This window comes from Rummeliibacillus pycnus, assembly GCF_044359855.1.
Taxonomy (GTDB): Bacteria; Bacillota; Bacilli; order Bacillales_A; family Planococcaceae; genus Rummeliibacillus; species Rummeliibacillus pycnus_A.
The window spans coordinates 2,719,433-2,742,913 of record NZ_CP132291.1; the positions used below are offsets into that span (position 1 = coordinate 2,719,433).

Sequence of the window (23,481 nt, forward strand, 5' to 3'; positions counted from 1 at the left end):
ATGGATTTCGCAAAATTAGCTCAGCAAGTAATTGAAGGATATAAAATCACGGATGAAGAAGCATTAGCAATTTTAGAGTGTCCAGATATCGATATATTGAAAGTACTTGATGCATCTTATCAAATCCGCCATCACTATTTTGGTAATAAAGTAAAACTTAATATGATTATCAATACAAAATCAGGATTATGTCCTGAAAACTGTGGCTACTGTTCTCAATCAATCGTCTCAAAGGCACCCGTCGAAAAGTATCCAATGATGAAACAAGAAGAAATTATGGCAGGTGCAGATCGTGCAGCTGCATTAAATGTTGGTACTTATTGCATCGTTGCTAGTGGAAGAGGTCCTGTGAATCGGGAAATTGATATCGTTGTTGATTCTGTAAAAGCCATTAAAGAAAAGCATCAGGATATGACAATTTGTGCATGTTTAGGTATTTTAAAACCTGAGCAAGCTGAGCGTCTAAAAGAAGCGGGAGTAGATCGTTACAACCACAATATCAACACATCAGCTAGAAATCACGCAAACATTACAACTTCACATACATATGACGATCGTGTGCAAACAGTTGAACGTGCAAAAGCAGCAGGAATCTCGCCATGTTCAGGCGTAATCGTCGGTATGAAGGAAACAAAACAAGATGTCATTGATATGGCACGTAGCCTACATGCATTAGATGCAGATTCGATTCCAGTAAACTTCTTAAATGCCATCGATGGTACACCACTAGAAGGTACGCATGAACTGAATCCAAGATACTGCTTAAAGGTGTTAGCATTATTCCGTTTCATCAATCCAACAAAGGAAATACGTGTATCAGGTGGTCGCGAAGTAAACTTAGGTTCACTTCAACCATTTAGTTTATATCCTGCCAACTCTATTTTCCTAGGTGACTACCTAACAACAGACGGTCAACCAGGTGATGAAGATAAGAAAATACTTGAAGATTTAGGTTTTGAAATCGATATGGCGCCATTGCATGAACATACATGTAATTAATGAATCTAATTTCATCAATAATATAATAAATTAAGAAAGAGCAACAATTAGCTAAAGCATGAGCTGATTGTTGCTCTTTTTATATAGATACAGTTCAATTTCACTAGGATAGATAAATGAAAAATCAATCGCAACATACAGTTTACGCACTAAATGATCTTGTGAAAATAATTGATCAACTATTAGCATTTCTAACGGTTCACGTGCATTGATTTGTTATTTCGCCATCTTGGCTCATCACATCGAAAGTATTGTTTATTTGATTCTATATATACGCATTCAGTTGATAGAAACGGAGGGCTGCGACTGCATCGGGAAAAACGGGTGGCCACGAAAAAAGTAAAAAAAGATAGATTTTTATGACGGAAATCTTGTATTACCATCTTAGTTGAAGTGGAATTAGCGTAGACTCCAGTGGGGAAAATGGCTAGACGAGACCCCGCAGGAGCAAATGGTTTTCGCACGAGGAGGCTCGTCAGTTCGTCCACAGTGGAAATTAACGGTCTTATTTATCTATATTAATTGTATAGAAAAAGCGACTGCTCCTTAAGGACAGTCGCTTTTGCGTAATATTATTTACTTAACTTTTTAATGAAAACAACTTTTAAATAGTTGAATTCCGGAAAATCGCGGTTTGCGCGGAAATCCTTAGGTAATCCGTATTGATCGACAATTTTATATTTTGTATTAGTATCTTTGAAGGCTTGGTCAATAAAGGTTTTGAATTTTTTCATACCAAAACTTGCATTATTTGTTGAAGCAACGATAATACCATCCTTTTCAGTAAGGGCAATGGCATCTGCTAATAATTTTGGATAGTCCTTCGCAGTAGAAAAGGTCATCTTTTTAGTGCGTGCAAAACTTGGTGGGTCGAGTACGACTAAATCGAATTTTAATTCATGTCGAACAGCGTATTTGAAGTAGTGGAAGACATCCATTACTTTAATATCCTGTGCTTCGTAGTCAATACCATTAACACTAAATTGCTCAATTGTTTTCGCTAGACTACGTTTTGCAAGGTCGACACTTGTGGTTTTTGTAGCACCACCTAATGCAGCAGCTACTGAAAAAGCACCTGTATAGGAGAATGTGTTTAACATATTTGTGCCATCTGCATAATGATCACGAATAGCACGACGAACATCACGTTGATCAAGGAAAATACCCGTCATTGCTCCATCATTTAAGTTAACAGCAAAGTTCATACCATTTTCTTTAACGATGATAGGGAAATCCCCTTCTGTTCCCATAACAAAATCATCTTGGTCGATATATTGACCTTTTGTATCGAAACGCTTTTTCTCATAGATCGCTTTGTATTCAACAAGATCATTTAAAGCATTGTAAACATGTTCTCTAAATGAATATATTCCCTCGCTATACCAGCTCACCATATAGTATCCATCAAAGTAGTCAATTGATAAACCACCGATGCCATCGCCCTCTCCGTTAAAAATGCGGAAAGCTGTTGTGTCGCTATCAGTAAAATAATCCTCGCGATGAGATAGCGCAATTGTTAACTTCTTATTAAAGAAAGCTTGGTCGATTTGTTCATGTTCCTTTGTTGTTAAAATCCAGCCTATTCCTTTATTCTGGTGGCCATAATAACCAGTTCCAATATAGCGGTTATGATGATCAACCAAACGGATGATCTCGCCTTCCTCTTCTAATAAATCTTTATTTTGAATTGCGTCTTTTAATATAAGTGAATAGCCTCTATTAAGTTCAGCAACATACTTAGGGTCTACTCGTAAAGTAAGAATATTTGTCATCATGTCATCCTTAATGTTTATTTTCCTCATTATCGCATTTTTCAGGAAGAAATGCGAAGGTAAGTATATTAAGTGTTGGCAAATGAAGCAATGAGTATTTAACTTTGAAGCTACAGCTACTCTGGATTACAGTTCAGTAACATTTGAGTAAAGTTCTTCAATTTATTGATACGTGCTGCATACTATACATCAGGGGCTCCTGACTCACTAAAGGCAAAATCAAAAATACCTTATTATTTAAATGGAAGAATACAATAAGAAAGGGATACCAACTTAGTGTAAGTTGATATCCTCTTAATAATTCATAGAACAATCCATCAACATACTGCGCATTATGTTGACGGATTTGCATTTTGGAGCCTGATGGTCATTCTGGGGTAATGCTTGAGTTTGCCTAGTTTTGAGAGCGAAGGTTACTCTTGCTTACCTTAGAATTTGTAATTTAAGGAGAAAGAAATTGATGCAGTGTTTTCGCCATTTCCTGATACGGATTCAGCTTCTAAAGCAAGTGATTGAATATTATCAAGAGTGAATGACTTTGTATCACCTGGTTCAATGATAAAAGCTGGATCATCAGAATCGATACCGTTTACTACTAATTCAACTGTAGTTCCTTCGTCATCACCAAGCTCATTGTTTTTAACTACAACTGTACCGTTTACTCTGAATTCAGTATTGTTAGTCCAAAATACAAAAGGAACATTTTCTACTAAATCTCCTAATTCTACAGTTAGACAAACTTCATCATTTACACAACAAAATTCCATATTGCAATTTCCTAATTTAGCCAATTTTGTTACCTCCTTTATTGCTTTGTTTGTACATGTACATTGATAGTCTATGTTAGAGGTCTGATGTGTTTTGAAGAATTTGTCTAGAAGACATTAAAAATAAATTTGATTTTTTTTGCAACAGTTTAATTGCATGTTAATTTTTCCTTCTACTAGTTCAACTGGAGTGACTACTTCAAAGGATAATAACTCTGAAATAGTTAGATATTCGCAACGCCCTTTTGGAACTATCAATGAAATGTCACCTTGTTTTGTATGAAAAATTAAGTTTAGTTCAGGATCAATGCCATCGTATTGAATACCAAGGGTCACTATGTTTTCTAAGTGTTTTTTTCTGTTCACCCATAATTTCTTTGGATTATCTTCATTTGTTAAAGTGAATGGTAAACATAATTCATCTTTTGTAACATTAGATTTTATTAAGCAATCGAAAACAGGGATAGATACAAATTCTATTCCACAGAAGCAAGAAGAATCTACTGTAACTCGTGCCTGTGTTCGAAATAATTTCTTTGCACCACATAAAGGTTTTAGTAATTCCAATACAGCACATTTGCTTTTTTCATCTATAGAAATGAGGTTAAAAAAACAAGATGTAATGAAACAGCCTCTCGAGTTTCCGATTGTAGAAAATAATTCGCCGTTTTTTCCTATTAAAACGAACGGATGTACAGATTTAGCCTTTAGAACTTGAGGTGCTTTATTACATAGTTGGTTTATTACATTAGACATAAAAAATGTCACCTCCCTTAACACATTAAATTAGCGTGTATTATTATCATACGTAGGACTGTAAAAGGTGGATACACTATGTCTTTTTATTTTATAAAAAAAGTAGAAAATGAGTGATAAAAGAAAACTCTGTTGAGTCTCTACAGAGTTTTCTTTTTGCTTAAAGGAAGAATATCCATCGTTTGCTGAAAGGCTATCTATAATATGAGCAACCAATTCCCCAAAAAAATCACGGTTTATCTACGGAAGTTTAAATCCACTTAAACAGAATTATCAGTGTCACTACCTAATAGCAAAAAGCATTTCAACCTAAAAAAGCTTAAAATGCTTTTTATATGTAAAAAAAAACCAATTAAATTTCTAAAGTATTAAAAATCGCGCTATGGTATGTCATTTTGTATTATTTGTAACAAAAAGTAATAGCATTGTAAATGAAATCGCGTTGTTTCTTCATTAAAATTTCCATAATATTAGTGTGTAAGCTATTAAGAATTCAGCAAATTTAATCGAATCATCAAATATAAATAATATTAATGACGGAGGAACATCATCTATATGAACAAGAAAAGCGTATTAAAAGTAATTACCGCAAGTACATTGACTCTAACACTGGGCCTTGGAACATTGTTAGGAGCTGCTCCTCAAGAACAATTACAAGCACAAGCAAAAACTAACATAGAACATACATCACATAACATTACAACCGTATCTAGCTCAAAGGCTGTTAAAGCATCAGGTAAATATAAAACAAAAGCAGCGCTAAACATGAGAAAAGGTGCTTCAACAAAATATAAAAAAGTCACTACATTAAAAAAAGGTGCGGTTGTTACTGCTACATATAAGAAAACTGTTAGTAACAAAAAGTGGTATAAAGTAAAATATAAAGGCAAAACAGGCTGGGTTTCAGCATCATATTTAAAGAAATATACAAAAACTAAAAAAGTGTCTAATGCAGTAGCTGGAAACGAATTAATCAGCATTGGCCGTCAATACTTAGGCGTTCCCTATGTATGGGGCGGTATGTCTCCATCAGGATTTGACTGTTCAGGATTTACAGCATATGTTTACAAAAAAGCAGGTTACGGTACACTACCTCATAGCAGTCGTACACAATATTCTGTTACAAAACGAGTAAGCAGCCCAGATGTTGGCGATTTAATTTTCTTCGGTGCAACTCCAAATAGCGATACAATTACACATGTAGGAATCTATGCGGGGAATGGTGAAGTGTTACATGCAGCTGGTAACAAAGTACAATTCCAAAGTGTAGCGAAAGGTAGCTATTGGGCAGATCGTGTAATAGGTTATGGGTCGCTATAAGCAAGTTTTATGGAGAAAAACGAAATATGTTGAAGGAATTTCTTTCTTCGTTAAAAGAAGGTCACACTTTTTATCCAATTGGATGAGCAGTGTGGCTTTTTATATTGGCGCTTTTAAATTTTTTTTTTGATAGCTGAAAAGAATAGACACTGGCTTTACACGTGCCCCGCGAGGATTGTTACGAAGCGAACAGGGGTGAATTTGCCCTTTTTTATGTTTAATTTCATTTGTAGTTGGCAAAGGCTGAATATAGTCAAAATCAAGGAGGCAACTTTCTATGAATATCAATAAACAACAAAAGGGTGGACAGCCCGCTCAAACTCAAGATAAGCAACCAGGCATTGAGTCAAGTATGAACCCGGCTCCTATACAACCACTCGATTATATAGGGAGTGACAAGCTTAAAAGTCGGGTAGCAATTATTACAGGTGGCGATTCGGGTATTGGGCGAGCGGTGGCGATTGCTTTTGCGAAAGAAGGTGCCGATATTGTAATAAATTATTTAGAAGAGCATGAAGATGCAAATGAGGCAAAGAAGCTAGTTGAACAGGAAGCAGTTAAGTGTCTACTTATACCAGGGGATATCTCAAAAGAAGCTACTTGTAAAGAAATTGTCGATCAAACAGTAAAGGAATTTGGCAAAATTGATATCGTTGTTAATAATGCAGCGGTACAATATCCAGTAAAAAATTTTACGGAAATTACGACTGAGCAATGGCATAAAACTTTTGCAACAAACATTGATCCAGCGTTTTATTTAAGTAAATATGCGATACCACATTTAAAAGAGGGAAGCTCGATTATAACGACAACGTCAATTACTGCATATAAAGGACATGAACAATTGATTGATTATTCTGCTACCAAAGGAGCTATCGTAGGTTTTACACGAGGACTTGCACAAAATGTAGTGGGTAAAGGGATTCGTGTGAATATGGTAGCACCCGGTCCTATATGGACACCCCTTATTCCATCTACATTTGATGCTCAGGAAGTAGCGATCTTTGGAGCAGATACACCAATGAAGAGACCAGGACAACCACGTGAATTAGTAGGTGCATATGTGTTACTTGCATCGGATGAAGGTACTTACATGACTGGGCAATGCATTCATGTGAATGGCGGTGCTATCATGAATTCTTAAAATAAAAGCGGAAGCGGCTTGACCAGCGTTATCGGATAGAATAAAAAATTAAAAAAAGCTCTAGTAAGAGAACGTAATATTCTCTTCTAGAGCTTTTTCCTTATGATTAGGCTTGTGTAGCAGTTCCGATGCTTGAAACGATTTCTGCCACGACAATTTGACTACCAAGTAATGGAGATTCTTTAGGTGCTCCACCTGGTGTAGATTCTGGGCGTTTATGAGCTTGTTTGAATGCATCACTTTCACGCCATTTTTTGAAGCCATCAAGATTTTCCCAGTACATATTTACGCTCATTTCGTCATACTCTTCAAAATCTCTGCAAACTGCAACTTCAACTTTTACGAATCCTTCAAATGATTGCAATGCACCAGGACGTGTGAAGTTTGGTGCCATTTTTTCTGCAAAGCCTTTTTTTACTTTAATACGGTTTGTAACTACGTACATGTAAAATCGCTCCTTTTCATTCAATTACATATCTTCTATGAAATCTTATATCATGTAAAGGCCTCTATGCAAATGAGAACTATGACAAGACAATAATTTCTTGAGAATTTATTTACTAATTTGAAAAAGGACATTTCAAGCGTTTTGTACTGTGTTCTGTAAAGACATTACAAATGTCGATAGCCTGCGAAATGGTTTTTCCAATAGGATTCATATACTGAACTTACTTGAACTTTTGTACCGCTTGCGCTGATAAATTTACCATTTCCCATGTAAAGGCCAACATGGGAGATACCAGATTTATATGTATTTTTGAAAAACACTAAGTCTCCTATTTTAGGTGAACTTGTAGCTGATGAGATTGAATAATATCCTGCAGCGGTCGTACGATAAACAGATATACCTGCACTCTTATATGCATAAAATATTAATCCACTACAATCAAAGCCACTTTTTGAAGATCCTCCAAAAACGTAGGGTACACCTTGCACAGATTTTGCAATAGATACTGCTGATTGCAGTTTGGAATTGGCAGTAGATGATGGAACGCTACTGCTAACTTTCTTTGTAGACTTCTTAATTTTTAATTTTTGTCCAACTTTAATTTTTGTTGATTTTAAGTTATTCCAGCTCATGATGCTTTTATAAGATACACCATATTTTTTACCAATTTTTGAAAGTGTATCACCAGCTTTTACTTTGTATGTAGTAGAAGAAGTACTCGCTTTACTAGAAGATGAGCTTGTCTTAATTGTTAGTTTTTGCCCGACTTTAATTTTGGTCGTTTTAAGCTTGTTCCAGCTCATGATGTTTTTATATGAAGTATGGTACTTTGCACCAATTTTTGATAAAGTGTCACCGGATTTAACTTTATATGTAGTAGTTGCTGCTGAAGCATTGAAGTCACACATTGTCGAGAAAAGCATCACTGAACTTAGTGCGACTGCAGATAGTTTCAATTTTTTCAATTTTTATCCCCCTTATAATTTTGCACAAGTTTAATTATAAAGAAGATAAATGGCAAAAATGTGATAAGAATATCAAATTAACATTACGAAATGTTACATTATTTTACAAATTGAAAGAATTGAGTTAGATGGTGATATGATTTTCATTTATTCGGTTGAATCAAAAAAACACCAGCAACCATTGAGGGGGGCTACTGATGCCTATAATAAGGAGAGTTCTACATTTTTGCTATACAATTTTTCAACTTAATAAAAAGTGTTGTGACAAAATTGCATAACTCACTAACATTCATGAAATGTCAGCTATTAGATTAGGGGAGAGTTTAATTCCTACTATTCTAATTGGTTAATATTATAGGATGTTAGAGTGTTAAATGCAATACAATAACTATAAAAATAGTGAAAAATCAAAAATTACCAATACAGATAAATCTAGAAGTAAATAGGATACGAATTAGTATAGAAAATAGATGGATGGGTGTGTCCAATTTGAGACATCAAAAATGTGTTTTTGGACACAAAACAGCATTTTAATAGAATTTTATATTAATTTCATGTAAAATATAAGTAAAGAATATTCGGAATTATAGCCAACCGTTTTAGCGATATGCATGTACAAGTTAAGGGGATGATTGTATGTTGAAAAAGCTATTAAGGTTTTTAGGTTTTATACAAGATGATTTAGATGATGATTATGACGATACAATACACCGTTATGATGCATAATATTAATCAAATAGCTAGACTGATGAGTCATATTAATCAGTTTAGCTATTTTTTATTTTTTTAAGCAATAGATATCTTTATTTGGTAAAATAAAGAAAAAACATAAAGAGAGAAAAATAAATGAAAAAATATCACTTAAAACTGCAGCATTTAATCATTGGTGTTGCAATTTTAGCATTCCTCTTAACGATTGCAAGTAGTTTGTGGAGTAGTTATCGTATGAACAATCAAACGTTAATGGATAACACATTAGAAACAAACCGAGTATATGCTGAAAAACTAGCAACTACCGCTAATAATTATTTAACGGAGACACTTCAAACCCTTGTTTATAATTCAAATACTATCGCAAAATACATAGATAACGAAGAAAGACTTAATGAAGAGGCTGATCGTCTGAGAATGCAAACAAATACATTTAACTCGATTTCCATTGTCGATACAAAGGGAAAAGTGCTGGCCACCTCTCCGCAAACGCTAGAAATCAAGGGTAAAGTCTTAGCATCCAAAGCCATAAAAGATGCCATAAGAGAAAAAAGACCAATGATTTCAGATCCATATAGAGCGATTACAAATCGTGAATTAATCTATATTTCGGCGCCTATTTTTAATAAGAAAGGTAAATACTTAGGTCTTGTAGGCGGAACAATTTATTTGGAAGAAACAAATATTCTCAATGAGTTATTAGGGAAACATTTTTATGATGACGGTTCATATGTTTATGTAGTAGATCGAAATGGACGTATTATTTATCACGAAGATCGTTCACGTATTAATGATGTAGTGACAGAAAATCCTATAGTTCAAAAAATAATGAATCACGATAAAAGTGGTGCACAAAGAATAACCAATTCACAAGGACAGGATATGCTAGCGGGTTATTCAACTGTAGATAACGCTGGTTGGGGAGTTGTATCACAAAGACCAACAGAAGTTGCATTACAGCCTGCAGAAAATATGGTAAAAGAAATGCTCTATGTAGCATTACCATTACTCATCATAACTTTAGCCATCATTATTTGGGCAGCAATCAAAATTTCAAGACCATTGCAACGATTAGCCGAATTAACAGAGAGTAGCATGAAAAAAGATGAAGAAAAAAATCTATCTGCTGTTCCAGCATGGTATTACGAAGTGATACAACTAAAAAATGCATTAATTCACAGTTTAAGCTTTTTGCATCAACAGGTAAATTTCTTTATGGATCAATCAACTACAGATCCATTGACAGGATTAACAAACCGACGAACATTAACTGCTAAAATGGATGAATTGATAAATGCAAAAACACCATTTTCTATTATTTTAATGGATATAGATCACTTTAAACTGGTTAATGATACTTATGGACATGGTGTAGGAGATGAAGTTTTACAATACTTAGCATATAAAATGAAAACTGTCACTCGAGCAACCGATTTATGTTGTCGATATGGTGGAGAAGAGTTTATCGTTCTTTTACCAAACACTACTGCTCAAGATGCTTTTGAAGTCGCAGAAATTTTACGGAAAGATCTTGAGAATACATCCAGTCCTACAGGAAAAGAAATAACAATTTCATCAGGTGTAGCTGAATACCTGGAAACAGAATATACTGCTGCTAAGCTAATTGAACAAGCAGATCAATGCTTATATCAAGCAAAAGAACAAGGTCGAAACCGTGTTATAATGGCGAAAAGTTTAAACCCAACTAGATAAAGTAGTTGGGTTTTTTTATGATTTTTTAAGATTAGGTTTCTGGAAAAACACCTAAAATAAAAGTTACTTCATCATCACAATTAAATAAATTTTGGAATAGCTACTCTTTTTATTTATATTGAAAAGTTCCATAATAGAGGAGGAATGAGATAGGGGAGAGATGATGAGTTATTTAAGTTTAGTATTTTTTCAAGTAGTCGCACCTATTTTAGTTTTACTTGTCGTGGGTGGAATCATGCAACGCAAGTTTCAATTTAACTTGAAAGCATTGTCGAATTTAATCACATATTGTTTAATGCCATCAGCTGTATTTGTTAATATATATGAAACAAAAGTGAACCTAGCAGTTTTAGGGGAAATATTACTCTATTTATTTGCTTTTAGTATCAGTTTAATGGTTATTAGTACGATTATTAGTAAGGTATTGAAGCTTGAAAAAAAGAAAGCAGCAATCTTCAAAAATAGTATTGTCCTCATTAACTCTGGGAATTATGGAATTCCAGTAAGTCAAATGGTATTCCATGCACAGCCATTAGGTACAGCGATTCAAATTATTACTGTGATTTTCCAAAATTTAACGACCTATACATATGGATTGTATAATTTGATTTCAACGACAAAATCCGGATGGGAAATCGCCAAAAGTATTGTTAAATTACCGATTGTACATGGTTTAATACTAGGTGTTATTTTAAATGTAGCGAATATTCAGTTGCCACAGTTTTTATCCATTGCGGTTGGACATATGGCCGATGCTTTTGTTGCAATTGCTTTACTAACTTTAGGGGCACAGTTGTCAAAAATTCACGTTAGTACGATGTTTAATAAAATGTTATATATGAGTTGTATCGGTCGATTACTTATGGGACCGTTAGTAGGTTTCGCATGGATTACCATTTTCGGATTCCATGGTGTTGTGGCGCAGTCTTTATTAATAGCAAGTGCTTTTCCGACATCGCGGAACAGTGCCACTTTGGCTTTAGAGTATGACGTCGAACCAGAGCTTGCTGCACAAACAGTTCTTTTTACAACCGTTGTTAGCTGTATAACTGTGACTATCGTGATTTATGTGGCGAAATTATTATATGTATAAAGGGATCAATTAGGCTATAGATAGCAAATCGTTAACCAAAAAAGGGTTGTGCAAATTGCACAACCCTAAAAACTATTGAAGAATCTTCATATCATAATTGTACAGTCCATCGACCCTTTTTTCGATAGTCGACATATTTTCTAATTTTTTATGCTGTATTGTTTTTGAGGATGTTAGATTATAGGCATCCAAAAAATAATCCCCTTGATGAGTCTTATATAAATAGTAAAGAAGATTATCATGGAAAGAAACTTGAGCTAATCTAGTGTTTGTGTCTGTATTGGGTAATTCAAGCCTTTTTTCTATTTTATTTGTATTTATATCGATTGAAAATACATTCATTTCATTTGTAACATAAAATAGGTGATGATCCTTTAAATAGCTAGATGTACTAGAACTATACGTTCCAGATAATTCTGTATCAGATTCTTTTAAATCTTTCACCTTTTGAATTGTATAATCATTCTTTTTGGAATCTATGATAAATAAGGATAACGCATCTTTATTCTTATTTTGAGAATTTGTAACTAGACAATAAGCTTTACCATCTTTAAAAAAGAACTCAGAAATAGGCGTCATGTCTTGATTATTCCATTCATCAATTTTTTTTGATATCTTTTCTTTCCATTTGTTATTCGAAATCGTTGAGATGGACATCTTATAGGATGTTCCATTATCATTTTCTGACAGATAGAAAATGTTTTCCTTATCATTTCCTGCAGCCACAATATATTTTGCTATTTTTTGATAAGAAAATTTTTTTTGGTTTCCGAAGCGAATATTTGAGTAATAATTTCCATTCTGACCAACACCTGAATTGTGTATACTATAAAACAACTTTTGCTTTGGTAAATAATTTGCATATGTAGCGGCATACTCGGCATTATTAAATTTTGTTTTTTTTGTCTTATGATCTGTTAGTAATCGAATCGAATTAGTATCTTCTATAAAAAGTGTTTTATTACCATAAGCAATTGTTCCAAAATCTAGTCCATTCAGTTTCATGTAAGATGCTTTATTTTGTTTATCAATAAAGACTGCATAGCTTTTAAAGTCTGTATCTTGTAAAGCTGAAGATAAGTAGAGCACAGCTTTTGTATCGGAAATAATATTTTCTTCAGACACAGCATTCTTCTTATCGATTACAGTACCTATCAATGTCTTTATACAAAATATTAATACTACTAATATAGCAATTATTAAAATACCAATTCCTATTTTTTTTCTCATTAATATTCCTTTCAAATTTAAAGGCACTATAATTTACTTACTAATTTAGTTTTTTTATCATCACGAATATCTCTAGGGTAAACACCTGCTCCCCCATCTTTGTCTAAATCAATGTGTGCTTTTTCTATAAAGGCTGACCAAATTAATTTTGAACAATTAGCACTTCCACCACGTCCAGTTAAACGATTTGTTGCAAAGTTATATGAATATTTTTGACCTACTTGTTTAAGTGCTCAATTTGTAGCGCTTTTTTTCTTTGAAGAAGATACTTTAACCGATTTAATTACAGCTCCGTTCTCCACTCTTCTATTTGTTACTTTAATTTTATATACCCCTTTTTTAGGAACAGATTCTACAATACTATCTTTACTGTAATATAATCCTACATGTCCGTGGTTGACCCCTGCCGTTTTAGAAGGTGTATAGTAAAAATCACCGGTAGCGCTATTCTTCAATTTTTTTGTTCCGCTACTAGCTCCAAGAGTATGAAGCTTTGAAGATTCATCTTTATCTTCGAGGTTACCTTGAGCTATGTCGGCTTTTAATTCGTTATAGATTTGTTTATATACTGCCTTTTCAGATTTATGTAATTTTTTTGAAGAAATTTTAACGCTACTTTCTAATTCATTTTTTGACAAGGCAGGTTCTAATTTCAAAATTTCTTTTTGATAATTTACTTCTTTTGCAAAAACAGTATCAGCTCCAATAATTCCCCCAAATGAAATAGACGAGAATAAGACGGCACCTCATATTAACATTTTAAAATTTCTCATGTTTTTCCTCCTGAATTTTTGGAATAAATATATCATAAAAGTTTTTTGAAGAAAGTTATATTGGAATAAAAGGTTCATATTTACTAAATCAATGATATTTTTGTTCTGAAAAATAAAATTTTAAAGTAGTATTAAATAATCTTTTATTTTACTTTTAAGCATTATATTTCATTATTAATAGTTAAAAATGTCCTTACCAACTAAAGCAGAATTCATCGAATTTAATAGCGCCAAAAAAAGACTGTAGATAAACTCATACAAATGGATTAATTGAAATTTAAATGTTTTAGAGAGCCTTGCTTCATATTGTAGCAAGGCTCTTTCTTTTTAATATGATGAAATCTTAAGAAAATCTTCATTCTTTTGACACCTAATTATTAAGATTTATTCCATATACTTGTTAATAGATTGATTGTTGAGGGAGGATTACGAAATTGATTAAGCTACAAAATATAAATCATACTTTTAAAATTGGGAAGAAAGGGAGCGAAAAAAAGGTTCCTGTATTGAAGGATATTTCTTTTTCGGTCGAGCAAGGAGAGATTATCTCGATTGTTGGTAAAAGTGGATCTGGTAAATCAACATTATTAAATGCAATTGCTGGCTTTTTGAAGCTGGAGCAGGGGTCAATTATGATACATGGTAAAGAAACGACGAATCTAACAGAAGCAGAGCATGCAAAATTCCGCTCGAAAAATATTGGCTTCATCTTTCAAAATTTTCAGTTGATGCCAGGATTAACTGCTTTTGAAAATATCGAATTGGCTTTGAAAATCCAAGGTATGGGCAAAAATGCACGCTTTCAAGTAGTTCAAAATATTTTACGAAAAGTAGGTTTAGAGAAAGTATCAGATCATTATCCAAATGAATTATCTGGTGGTCAACAACAACGTGTCTGTATTGCTAGAGCGCTTGTGACAAATCCACCAATTATTTTAGCGGATGAGCCAACTGGAAGTTTGGATTCTGAAACAGAACAAGAAATTTTACAGCTGATTATGCTATTAAATGAATCGATGGATATTACATTTGTTATCATCACCCATGATGAAGAAGTAGCGAATATAGCACATCGGAAATTCCGTATGCATGATGGCGAATTAAAGGAGGCTGTTCCAAGTGCAGTTTAGAGATCAAGTAGATTTTGTTCGGCAACATGTAAAGAAAAATCTTATGCGCATTTTCACGACTATATTAGCAACAACAATGGGATGTGCATTTTTAATCGTATTAGCGTCGATTGCGTTTGGTCTACAGGGTTCTCTGAAGAAAGAAATTTTATCGGATAGTGCTGTGACGAAGATCGAAGTATATAGTAGTGAGGAAAAAGGTATTGATCAAAAGGCGATTAAAGAAATTCCAAATGTACAAGCCTTAGTTGGAACGGCCCAGTTCAATTCTGCAGTGAGTCCTACTGTAAAATTTGAAAAACGTACTGGGTATGGTGATGTCAAATTTAATAATTTCGAAGAACAACATAAGGCTAAAATTAAATTATCAAAGGGAACATACCCTACAAATGATGATGAAATTGTTGTTGGCTATAATTTAGGACAGAACTTATTGACGAAGAAGGAAGAACAAAGCATTAAAGAGGGGCCAAATGAGGAAGGAACATCAAACAAGGGTTATCAGCATTCATTATTAGGTAAAACCATTTCCTTATCCTTTACACCAGAGAATGGAGATAAGCATACGAAGGTAAGACAATATAAAATAGTTGGAATTGGTGAGAAGCCTTCTAAAGATTGGGCTATGGATATGAGTATACAGCTGAGTGAAACGATGAAGCCAGTCATTTTAAAAGACTTTAATGCAATCGCTGATAAAGCAATGAAAGACAAAGATTTTTATAATGTGAACTACTCCGTTTATGCAACTGATATTGAAGCAGTTAAAGGTGTACTAAAAGAGTTAAAGGCAATGAATTTGCAAGTTTATTCTGTAACCGAACAATTAGATCAATTAAATGTATTTTTCCTAGCCTTAAAAGTGGGACTTATTTTTGTAGGGACAATAGCGGTTTTAATTGCTTCTATTGGTATTTTCAATACGATGACAATGGCTGTTACTGAACGTACACGTGAAATAGGTGTGATGAAGGCGATTGGTGCTGGTCCAAAGTTAATTCAGCGACTGTTTGTAATGGAAAGTGCATATATAGGTATTTTAGGTACAGTTATTGCAGTTATCATTTCTTATATCATTAGCTTTTTGGCGAATTTTGCATTGCCAAAAATCTTAGATGCTGTCATGCCTGATAGCGGTATTGGGAAAGCCGGAATTCAATTTTCAACTATACCATGGGAGCTTGTCGTAATTGCATCATTGATTAGTATAGGTGTTGCTATTATGAGCGGTTGGCGACCAGCACGAAAAGCGACAAAAGTTGATGTTATTCAAGCATTACGTCAAGAATAAAAGTGGGGCGCCCATCTAGCTTCAACATAATCTTGACTAGCCAAAATTAATAAAGACTGTAGGGAAGCTCAATTTTCATTGTCTCTCCCATGGTCAGTAACTAGCCGGAAGAGATAAAGAACCAACGAAAAACAATTTGTTTTTTGTTGGTTCTTATCTTTTTATAGAGACTTATTAGACAACCCATTCTTACTTATTGAAAACAGATACTTTCTTTATTTTTTCTTGTAATCCTCGTATAGACCTAAAAGAAATAAAGCAGATTTCCCCATTAGTCATTGTAACTGTTCGATTTTTTTTATCAATTTCCTGGACATGGTCTATATTGATTATAAAGCTTTTATGACAACGATAAAATCTTCCATCAAGTTTTTCAATGTCTTTTAACTTTCCATAAAATTCATAATGTCCATTTTTAGTTTGTAATTGAACCTTATGAATTTGAGTAGATGTTGAAAAATAACAAATTTCATCATAGGGTATATTTTTAATCAATTCTCCAATTTTCACTTGAAAAAAATGTCTTTCATCAACAAGGCCTAATTGCTTATATTTTTGATAAGCAGTTTCTAATGCAGCTATTAGTTGATGGGTTAACTCCTCTTGTTCTCTTTTAATGATAAAATCAAGTGCAGCAATTTTATATGTAAAAGTCAATTGAAGCATTTCTGCGTGAGTAGTCACAAAAATGATACTTGATAATGGGTCATATTCACGAATTTTACTCGCTAATTCTAATCCTGTTATATGACTTTCTAATTCAATATCCAAAAAATAACAATCAGCTTGATTTTTTTCTATATAAAATAGAACATCCTCAGGTTTAGAAGTAACTAGGACAAAATCTATACCAGAGTGTTCAATGAATGCATATTGTTTTAGCTTTGTGTGAATAAAATGAAGTTGTGCTTCATCATCTTCACAAATAATTACTTTCACTTTAGCGCCCCCTAAACGGAATCTCAATTTCTTGTATAAACCACTCATCTTCGATTCGTGTGTTCATGATCACTTGTGGATATCTTTCTAAAATATATTTAACATTAGATAAACCAATTCCGCGATCCTTTCCTTTTGTGGAAAAGGATTCATTGTAAATATCCTTTAAATTAGTGATTTCTTCTCCCATTGTATTCCGAATAATGATGATTATTGAATCTGTTCGTGTTTTAAAGAAAGCAAGATTAATCACTCCCGATTCTACCAACTTGTTTGCTTCAATGGAATTATCTATTAGAATACCCATAATTCGAGTTAAATCAATAATATTCATATAAATGCTATTAATTGTTTCGGGTATTTCGATACTGATTTTAATACCTAGCTCATCCGCCTGTAGAGCTTTAGTAGCTATAAGCCCTTTTAATCCAAGTAGTTTTAAATTCTCCAAATTGCCTAATACTTTATTGTTAAAAGAAGCATTTGCCTCGGTTTTTAAGATATGTTGTTCAAAATATTTTTTTAGATCATCTAGATTATTGTTATCTAAATAGCCTTTCATCGTAAGTAAAATATTGGCATAATCGTGACGGAACTTCTGCATATCGCGATTGACATGCTCAAGCTCTTCTACATACATTTTAAATTGTTCATTTTCTATCATGTTTTGCTTCACTTGGTTCTCCTTTTTTATGTTGTATAAAAGTAAAGCGAATAAAAAAAGCATTAAAAGAAAATAGCCTATTTGAATCGCTAAGTTAATTTTTACTAATTCTATTGCATCTTTATTACCAGGAATAAAAACATTTAAATAAAGAACTATAACCGTTATGCTAGAAATCAAAAAGATAGAAACTTGTGCAATTAGTGGAATATCTAAACGAGCCCACATTTTCATAATAATAATCTGTTTATAGCCGTAAACAAATATAGAGAAAAAAATAATAAAAAGAGCATAATGCAAAGGTAAATACATAATACCTTTTGGAATTAGAGAATTCTCAAGAAGCTGTGTAAGTTGGTCTGCTAACATACCTATAAAAAATATAGTACATATATCTAACAACGTTCGAATATTTTTTGAAATTATATAAAAAAAGACTCCCGTAAATAGAAAAAGAATTATTATACCTAACCAATCTACAAGGAATAAATAAACAAAACTAGATGGTAAAATAATGCATCCAATAATTGCTAAGATCAATTTAATATTTAATCGGATGTTCAATGTATAGATTAAAGCAATAAAAATCGAACTATATTCAATAAAAGCAGAAAATAAAAAGTTCTTCGTCAATTAAAACCCTTCTTCATTTAGAATTATTTTTTTTAAAGGGGTGGTTTTTTTGTAGTTCTTTAGGAATTTCTTCTTCATGAAAAAACAATGTACAAGAATTTACAACAGCTTGGGTTCCTACAAATAAGGCAACACTTGATAATCTAGAAAGAACATAGTTGTTAAAGGATCGTATTACTTTATAAATTAGATTCATGTGTTTTTCCCCCTAATATTATTTGAATTAGAATAGCTAAGCCTTGAATGAATAAACCTTGAACCACAAATATTTGAAAATCTATAGGCAAAATTTTTATAAAAATGATTACCACAAACAATCGTATTCGTGCATGCTTTTTTAAATAATTGTGATGTTCTTCATTAACAATACGATGTTTCAAAGTTTCAACAGGTGCGTATGCAAAAATTATGTATACGGAGAAAATACTAATACCCCAAATTAGCCACTGTGGTATTTGAAACACAACAAAAAATGCAGATAAAAATGGAAATGCAATAATACTCCAGAGTATACAAGTAAAAGTAGTAGAAAAGTGATACCCGAAGCACTTTTTCCGGAGTAAATAGAATGTTAGATGTGCAATAAGGGTTGGAACTATACAGTTTAGTACTAAAGCAATTCCATAAATAATAATAGTTTTATATACATTAGATAAAATTATTTGCATGCCAAATCTTATTTTCGCTTGATCTAGCTGTGTATAATTCTTTTGCTTTATGAGTGTACTAATAATAGCTGATTCAATTCCAAGCATTTATATCATCCTCACATTCAACAATATTTTAACAATATTTTAGTTATTTTGATATATATGATCATTAACGTCGGGAAATCAGTCTTGAACGTAGAAAAAATACACTAAGTAATTTCCGACATAAAAAGAGCCGAATTTTTAAAGTAGCGATGGATAAAATCGGTCAAAAAGCATGGGATAAAATGGTGAAAACTATCGAAGAAAACTTTGGTACTAAGTTGGTGGTTCTTCATTGGGAAGGAATGAACAAGGTAATTAACGTAATATCAGATTCAAGTACAACAATTACTGATGCATTAACTGATTTCCTTTGTGATTATGCAGGGTTTAATAGGGTGTTTGCAGAAATAGTAGCTAGAGCCTTTGTAACTGTTGTACTATAAATAAAAAAAGAGTTCCTTTGAGCTCTCTTTTTGTTTATAAAAATGATAAACGAAAATATTTTGGCTATTTATTAAGATATAAGGTAAACTTCCTCGAAAAAATCCAACAAAATGCAGCAGTTTTTTTGTAATGCTATCATCAATATTTGAATAAGGGAGTATATTTTTCAGAGGTGTTTAAAATGAATAGAGAAAACAATCATAAAGATACGATTAAAATGAGTGCAAAAAAGAAATTATTGTTAGGGATTATATTAGCTTTGATGATTATTATCGTTGTTCTTTATGTGATTTTGGGTATTGAATCTAAATGGATACAGATTTTGGAGCTATTTATCGTTTTTCTTTGGGGAGTATTTTTTTTAAAAGAATTCAAAAGTTAATTAAAATATTTTAATCGGATTTACTTGTTCGAGGAATACAAACATTGATTCCTGGAATGCCTGACATGAGCCAACTGCGTTGTTTGTCCCACACGGTTCGTTCTCGAGCTTTATGCAAGGCATGTTTGTTTGAATCAATAAAGTAAAATATTCTTTAAAAGAAATCATAATCAAATTTAATAGCGCAAAAAAAGACTGTAAACAAACTTATTCTTAAGAGTTTGTCTACAGTCTTTTGTGGATATTTTGTCGAATTGTGTTTAATTGAGAATATTAGTGGTATTGAACTTCTTTCAGTACATCGATATTGTTGATCTCGATACCCATTGCTTTTGCAACGCCTTTACCATATTTAGGATCTGCTTTATAGCAGTGGATAATATGGCGTTCTTTAATGAAGTATTCAACGCCTTCCATGTTACGAGCGGTGTTTTCAAATAAACGTTGTTGTTCATCTTCGTTCATGATGTTGAATAATTTACCTGGTTGTTCAAAGTAATTATCATCATCTTCTCGGAAGTCGTAAATATCTGTTGGGCCTGCTTCTTCAGCTGGGTTTTTGTACTCAGATTGTTCTTTCCATTCACCATAGCTATTTGGCTCGTAGTGTAATGTGCTACCTAAGTTGCCATCTGTACGCATTGCACCATCGCGGTGGAAGTTGTGTACTGGGCATTTTGGAGCGTTTACTGGAATTAAGTTGTGGTTTACACCTAAACGATAACGTTCTGCATCAGCGTATGCGAACAAACGAGCTTGTAACATACGGTCTGGAGAGAAGCTAATACCAGGAACTACGTTTGAAGGAGCAAATGCTGCTTGTTCAACTTCAGCGAAGTAGTTAGCTGGGTTACGGTTTAATTCGAATTCACCAACTGGAATTAGTGGGAAGTCTTTTTTATACCAAACTTTAGTTAAATCAAATGGATTGTATGGGAGATTTTGGGCTTGTTCGTCAGTCATCACTTGGATTGACATAGTCCATTTAGGGAAATCCCCTTTTTCGATTGATTCGTAAAGGTCACGTTGTGAAGATTCACGATCTTTTGCTACAACTCCTTCTGCTTCTTCATCAGTAAGATTTTGGATGCCTTGTTGAGTTGTGAAGTGGAATTTCACATAAACGCGTTCGTTATTAGCATTAATCATTGAATAAGTGTGAGAACCAAAACCGTGCATATGACGGTAGTCAGTTGGGATACCACGGTCGCCCATGACATAAGTTATTTGGTGTAATGCTTCAGGAAGATTGGTCCAGAAATCCCAGTTATTATTTGCAGAACGCATGTTAGTACGTGGGTCACGTTTAACAGCGTGGTTTAAGTCAGGGAAATGCATTGCATCACGGAAGAAGAATACGGGTGTGTTGTTGCCAACCAAATCCCAGTTACCTTGTTCTGTGTAGAATTTTAATGCAAAACCGCGGATATCACGTTCAGCATCAGCAGCACCACGTTCACCAGCTACAGTAGAGAAACGAGCGAACATTTCTGTTTTCTTACCAACTTCAGAGAAGATTGCTGCTTTTGTATATTTTGTAATGTCATGAGTTACGGTGAAAGTACCGAATGCACCTGAACCTTTTGCGTGCATACGACGTTCTGGAATTACTTCACGGTTGAAGTTTGCTAACTTTTCAATCAACCAAACATCTTGTAGTAACACTGGACCACGAACACCAGCAGTCATAGAGTTTGTATTACTTACGACAGGAGCACCAGCGGCAGTAGTTAACTTTTTGTTGTTATCATTTGTCATGAAATTATTCCCCCTATAAAATTCTTAGAATTACCTCTTCGAAAATAACTATAACAGATATAAAATTGAAAGTAAATTATAATGATTCTTTTTAAGTAATTTATATTTTAAAGAAAGAAGTATAAAGTGTTGATCAATTAACGTATTATAATAAAAGCATTTGCTACCTGTTTGAGATAAGCATAAGGAAAAATGAAAGCCAGCTGATTGTACATACTTATTGCGTTTTGAATGTTAAAAAAAGTACCGAGATATAGTGTGTAGAGAATGAAGATTATTTGATTTATTTTCTTGTTAACTAAAAAGTTAAATGATTAATTGCACATTATAATAATTACTATTATCAACATAATGGTGTTAATAAAGTTAAATGAAAATCATATCAACTATAATGAACTCTAACAATCTTTGGGAACCATCATTTTGAATTTACTTATTTATGGATAAATAACAAATTTACGGAAAGAGAAATTGGTTAGCGACAAAGCTTTTATGCCCCCTGCAATAGACCATTAAGCTAACTACAAAAGGAGAGTAGCGAACAGATGAATTGTCCAATATAAAATTCCCCTAAAACAACTTAAGAATGACATGTTTTAATAGGGGGATTAACATGTGGTTTAATCGTAATTTCTATTTGTTATTAATTGGTCAGTCGATTGCTAATTTAGGCGACTCTTTTTATATCATTTGTATTATTAGCACGCTATACAAGCTAACTGGATCTGCAATGGCAAGTGCATTTGTGCCATTTACTATTACTATGTCTATGTTTGTATCGAGTATTTTATCTCCACTTGCTATGAGTAAATGGTCATTAAAATCTTTGTTAGTTAGTTCACAGATTGGAAAGACAAACTTATTGTTAGTCTTAAGTCTGTTTATCGTTTTTTTCATCAATGAAGAAAATTTCTTTTCTATTTTCATAGTAGTAGCAGGTATTGCATTACTTGATGGTTGTGCAAATCCCATTATGTATTCGTTACTACCTCATTATGTAGAGGAAAGTCAACTGGTGAGGGCTAATAGTATAGTAGACTCTGTTTCACAAACAATACAAATTGCATCTTGGCTTTTCGGAAGTTTACTTTTAATTTGGATGGGTACCAATGCTTTTGTCTTACTCGTCGCAATTTTATTTATTATTTCTTCTATAATGTTTGGTTGTTTAACAACTATTAATAATCAAGAAAATCAAGAGAAAAAAAGCATGCGCACGAGCTTAACGCAAGGCTGGAAAATCATTCAGAAAACACCGCTTTTAAAAGTGCAGCTAAGTATAGAAGTACTAGAAACAATGGCAAGTACCGTTTGGATTGCTTCGATACTCTATGTATTTGTAGAACAGGCATTACAGACTGGTCAAAAGTGGTGGGGCTTTATCAATGGCTCGTTTTTTATAGGTTTATTACTTGGTAGTTTATATGTTATGAAAAATGCTACATTAGTGAATGACCGAAAATTTTTCTTCATCTTAATGGGTTCTATTATTACTACAGTCAGTACAATACTCTTCGGTTTAACAAGTGTGCCGATTGTTGCACTTGTTATGTCAGGATTGATGGGGATGTTTGGACAGTTAAAGAATATTCCGCAGGCTACAATTATTCAAAAATCTGTTCCGACAGAGGAACTACCAACTGTCTATGCATCAATGGGTACCGCAACTTTAAGTATGTATGGCATCATGGCATTACTAGTTGGGGTTTTGGTAGACTGGATTGGCATTCGTATTGTATTTTTAGGATCTGGGTTAATATTGTTTGTGGGAATGATGGTCATCTTGAAAAATAAACAGCTATTTATATAGGTGAATGGATGTCTGAAGTTTTTACTTTGGGCATCTTTTTATTT

At 33.2% G+C, this 23,481-nt stretch carries 22 protein-coding genes; 10 read left to right on the plus strand and 12 right to left on the minus strand.

The features are described from left to right. Entirely contained in the window at positions 1-999 is a 999-nt protein-coding gene (bioB, locus tag Q8X41_RS13465) for a biotin synthase BioB (RefSeq protein ID WP_397536804.1), read from the plus strand. A gap of 572 nt (positions 1,000-1,571) precedes the next feature. Here bioB and Q8X41_RS13470 read toward each other — a convergent pair. From Q8X41_RS13470 to Q8X41_RS13480, 3 genes are all read right to left on the minus strand, one after another. Further along, positions 1,572-2,771, minus strand: a complete 1,200-nt coding sequence (locus Q8X41_RS13470) for a class I SAM-dependent rRNA methyltransferase (RefSeq protein WP_397536805.1) — start codon at positions 2,769-2,771, stop codon at positions 1,572-1,574. Between the two features lie 428 nt (positions 2,772-3,199). Next, positions 3,200-3,562, minus strand: a complete 363-nt coding sequence (locus Q8X41_RS13475) for an S-Ena type endospore appendage (RefSeq protein WP_397536806.1) — start codon at positions 3,560-3,562, stop codon at positions 3,200-3,202. A 93-nt stretch (positions 3,563-3,655) separates the two neighbouring features. Further along, positions 3,656-4,294, minus strand: coding sequence for a CotZ-related putative spore coat protein (locus Q8X41_RS13480; RefSeq protein WP_397536807.1), 639 nt, complete (start codon positions 4,292-4,294; stop codon positions 3,656-3,658). 555 nt (positions 4,295-4,849) lie between these two features. On the opposite strand from Q8X41_RS13480, the gene Q8X41_RS13485 reads away from it, so the two are divergent. Together Q8X41_RS13485 and Q8X41_RS13490 are read left to right on the plus strand one after the other, a co-directional pair. After that, the gene (locus Q8X41_RS13485; RefSeq protein WP_397536808.1) at positions 4,850-5,614 is read left to right on the plus strand and encodes a C40 family peptidase; all 765 of its coding nucleotides are present in this window, start codon (positions 4,850-4,852) and stop codon (positions 5,612-5,614) included. Positions 5,615-5,891: 277 nt separating this feature from the next. Continuing rightward, the gene (locus tag Q8X41_RS13490) at positions 5,892-6,758 is read left to right on the plus strand and encodes an SDR family oxidoreductase (protein ID WP_397536809.1); all 867 of its coding nucleotides are present in this window, start codon (positions 5,892-5,894) and stop codon (positions 6,756-6,758) included. Between the two features lie 106 nt (positions 6,759-6,864). Here the strand turns inward: Q8X41_RS13490 and Q8X41_RS13495 are convergent, their stop codons facing one another. Together Q8X41_RS13495 and Q8X41_RS13500 are read right to left on the minus strand one after the other, a co-directional pair. Continuing rightward, positions 6,865-7,203, minus strand: a complete 339-nt coding sequence (locus Q8X41_RS13495) for a heme oxygenase (protein WP_397536810.1) — start codon at positions 7,201-7,203, stop codon at positions 6,865-6,867. A 167-nt stretch (positions 7,204-7,370) separates the two neighbouring features. Next, positions 7,371-8,171, minus strand: a complete 801-nt coding sequence (locus Q8X41_RS13500) for a LysM peptidoglycan-binding domain-containing protein (protein WP_397536811.1) — start codon at positions 8,169-8,171, stop codon at positions 7,371-7,373. Between the two features lie 846 nt (positions 8,172-9,017). Between Q8X41_RS13500 and Q8X41_RS13505 the strand changes: the two genes are divergently transcribed. Beyond that, positions 9,018-10,595, plus strand: coding sequence for a diguanylate cyclase (locus Q8X41_RS13505; protein WP_397536812.1), 1,578 nt, complete (start codon positions 9,018-9,020; stop codon positions 10,593-10,595). Positions 10,596-10,758: 163 nt separating this feature from the next. Next, positions 10,759-11,688, plus strand: coding sequence for an AEC family transporter (locus tag Q8X41_RS13510; protein WP_397536813.1), 930 nt, complete (start codon positions 10,759-10,761; stop codon positions 11,686-11,688). Between the two features lie 72 nt (positions 11,689-11,760). Here Q8X41_RS13510 and Q8X41_RS13515 read toward each other — a convergent pair whose 3' ends face one another. Next, positions 11,761-12,918, minus strand: coding sequence for a hypothetical protein (locus Q8X41_RS13515; RefSeq protein WP_397536814.1), 1,158 nt, complete (start codon positions 12,916-12,918; stop codon positions 11,761-11,763). A 233-nt stretch (positions 12,919-13,151) separates the two neighbouring features. After that, positions 13,152-13,574 carry a hypothetical protein gene (locus Q8X41_RS13520; RefSeq protein ID WP_397536815.1) on the minus strand — a complete coding sequence of 141 codons (423 nt, stop codon included), beginning with the start codon at positions 13,572-13,574 and terminating at the stop codon, positions 13,152-13,154. A 551-nt stretch (positions 13,575-14,125) separates the two neighbouring features. On the opposite strand from Q8X41_RS13520, the gene Q8X41_RS13525 reads away from it, so the two are divergent. Together Q8X41_RS13525 and Q8X41_RS13530 are read left to right on the plus strand one after the other, a co-directional pair. Continuing rightward, positions 14,126-14,821, plus strand: coding sequence for an ABC transporter ATP-binding protein (locus Q8X41_RS13525; RefSeq protein WP_397536816.1), 696 nt, complete (start codon positions 14,126-14,128; stop codon positions 14,819-14,821). Continuing rightward, the gene (locus tag Q8X41_RS13530) at positions 14,811-16,112 is read left to right on the plus strand and encodes an ABC transporter permease (RefSeq protein WP_397536817.1); all 1,302 of its coding nucleotides are present in this window, start codon (positions 14,811-14,813) and stop codon (positions 16,110-16,112) included. The genes Q8X41_RS13525 and Q8X41_RS13530 overlap by 11 nt, the downstream gene beginning before the upstream one ends. 189 nt (positions 16,113-16,301) lie before the next feature. Here Q8X41_RS13530 and Q8X41_RS13535 read toward each other — a convergent pair whose 3' ends face one another. Genes Q8X41_RS13535 through Q8X41_RS13550 form a run of 4 tightly spaced genes read right to left on the minus strand, consistent with a single transcriptional unit; the run spans position 16,302 to position 19,103 of the window. After that, the gene (locus tag Q8X41_RS13535) at positions 16,302-17,051 is read right to left on the minus strand and encodes a LytR/AlgR family response regulator transcription factor (RefSeq protein ID WP_397536818.1); all 750 of its coding nucleotides are present in this window, start codon (positions 17,049-17,051) and stop codon (positions 16,302-16,304) included. Position 17,052: 1 nt separating this feature from the next. Beyond that, on the minus strand, positions 17,053-18,348 hold the full coding sequence (locus tag Q8X41_RS13540; protein WP_397536819.1) for a sensor histidine kinase: 1,296 nt from the start codon (positions 18,346-18,348) through the stop codon (positions 17,053-17,055). 13 nt (positions 18,349-18,361) lie between these two features. Next, positions 18,362-18,544, minus strand: coding sequence for a cyclic lactone autoinducer peptide (locus tag Q8X41_RS13545; protein WP_397536820.1), 183 nt, complete (start codon positions 18,542-18,544; stop codon positions 18,362-18,364). Beyond that, positions 18,528-19,103 carry an accessory gene regulator ArgB-like protein gene (locus tag Q8X41_RS13550; RefSeq protein ID WP_397536821.1) on the minus strand — a complete coding sequence of 192 codons (576 nt, stop codon included), beginning with the start codon at positions 19,101-19,103 and terminating at the stop codon, positions 18,528-18,530. The genes Q8X41_RS13545 and Q8X41_RS13550 overlap by 17 nt, the downstream gene beginning before the upstream one ends. Before the next feature lie 182 nt (positions 19,104-19,285). On the opposite strand from Q8X41_RS13550, the gene Q8X41_RS13555 reads away from it, so the two are divergent. Continuing rightward, on the plus strand, positions 19,286-19,486 hold the full coding sequence (locus tag Q8X41_RS13555) for a hypothetical protein (RefSeq protein WP_397536822.1): 201 nt from the start codon (positions 19,286-19,288) through the stop codon (positions 19,484-19,486). Positions 19,487-19,668: 182 nt separating this feature from the next. Beyond that, a complete protein-coding gene (locus Q8X41_RS13560; protein WP_397536823.1) occupies positions 19,669-19,869 on the plus strand; it encodes a hypothetical protein in 201 nt (66 codons plus the stop codon). Positions 19,870-20,142: 273 nt separating this feature from the next. Here the strand turns inward: Q8X41_RS13560 and Q8X41_RS13565 are convergent, their stop codons facing one another. Next, positions 20,143-21,627 carry a catalase gene (locus Q8X41_RS13565; protein WP_397536824.1) on the minus strand — a complete coding sequence of 495 codons (1,485 nt, stop codon included), beginning with the start codon at positions 21,625-21,627 and terminating at the stop codon, positions 20,143-20,145. Between the two features lie 613 nt (positions 21,628-22,240). On the opposite strand from Q8X41_RS13565, the gene Q8X41_RS13570 reads away from it, so the two are divergent. Next, positions 22,241-23,437 carry an MFS transporter gene (locus Q8X41_RS13570; protein ID WP_397536825.1) on the plus strand — a complete coding sequence of 399 codons (1,197 nt, stop codon included), beginning with the start codon at positions 22,241-22,243 and terminating at the stop codon, positions 23,435-23,437. The last annotated feature ends 44 nt before the right edge of the window (positions 23,438-23,481 follow it).

Coding starts and splice junctions, on each gene's coding strand:
- bioB (WP_397536804.1), top strand. CDS start 1: ATGGATTTCGCAAAATTAGCTCAGCAAGTAATTGAAGGATATAAAATC.
- Q8X41_RS13470 (WP_397536805.1), bottom strand. CDS start 2,771: ATGACAAATATTCTTACTTTACGAGTAGACCCTAAGTATGTTGCTGAA.
- Q8X41_RS13480 (WP_397536807.1), bottom strand. CDS start 4,294: ATGTCTAATGTAATAAACCAACTATGTAATAAAGCACCTCAAGTTCTA.
- Q8X41_RS13485 (WP_397536808.1), top strand. CDS start 4,850: ATGAACAAGAAAAGCGTATTAAAAGTAATTACCGCAAGTACATTGACT.
- Q8X41_RS13490 (WP_397536809.1), top strand. CDS start 5,892: ATGAATATCAATAAACAACAAAAGGGTGGACAGCCCGCTCAAACTCAA.
- Q8X41_RS13495 (WP_397536810.1), bottom strand. CDS start 7,203: ATGTACGTAGTTACAAACCGTATTAAAGTAAAAAAAGGCTTTGCAGAA.
- Q8X41_RS13505 (WP_397536812.1), top strand. CDS start 9,018: ATGAAAAAATATCACTTAAAACTGCAGCATTTAATCATTGGTGTTGCA.
- Q8X41_RS13510 (WP_397536813.1), top strand. CDS start 10,759: ATGAGTTATTTAAGTTTAGTATTTTTTCAAGTAGTCGCACCTATTTTA.
- Q8X41_RS13515 (WP_397536814.1), bottom strand. CDS start 12,918: ATGAGAAAAAAAATAGGAATTGGTATTTTAATAATTGCTATATTAGTA.
- Q8X41_RS13545 (WP_397536820.1), bottom strand. CDS start 18,544: ATGAATCTAATTTATAAAGTAATACGATCCTTTAACAACTATGTTCTT.
- Q8X41_RS13550 (WP_397536821.1), bottom strand. CDS start 19,103: ATGCTTGGAATTGAATCAGCTATTATTAGTACACTCATAAAGCAAAAG.
- Q8X41_RS13555 (WP_397536822.1), top strand. CDS start 19,286: ATGGTGAAAACTATCGAAGAAAACTTTGGTACTAAGTTGGTGGTTCTT.
- Q8X41_RS13560 (WP_397536823.1), top strand. CDS start 19,669: ATGAATAGAGAAAACAATCATAAAGATACGATTAAAATGAGTGCAAAA.
- Q8X41_RS13565 (WP_397536824.1), bottom strand. CDS start 21,627: ATGACAAATGATAACAACAAAAAGTTAACTACTGCCGCTGGTGCTCCT.
- Q8X41_RS13570 (WP_397536825.1), top strand. CDS start 22,241: ATGTGGTTTAATCGTAATTTCTATTTGTTATTAATTGGTCAGTCGATT.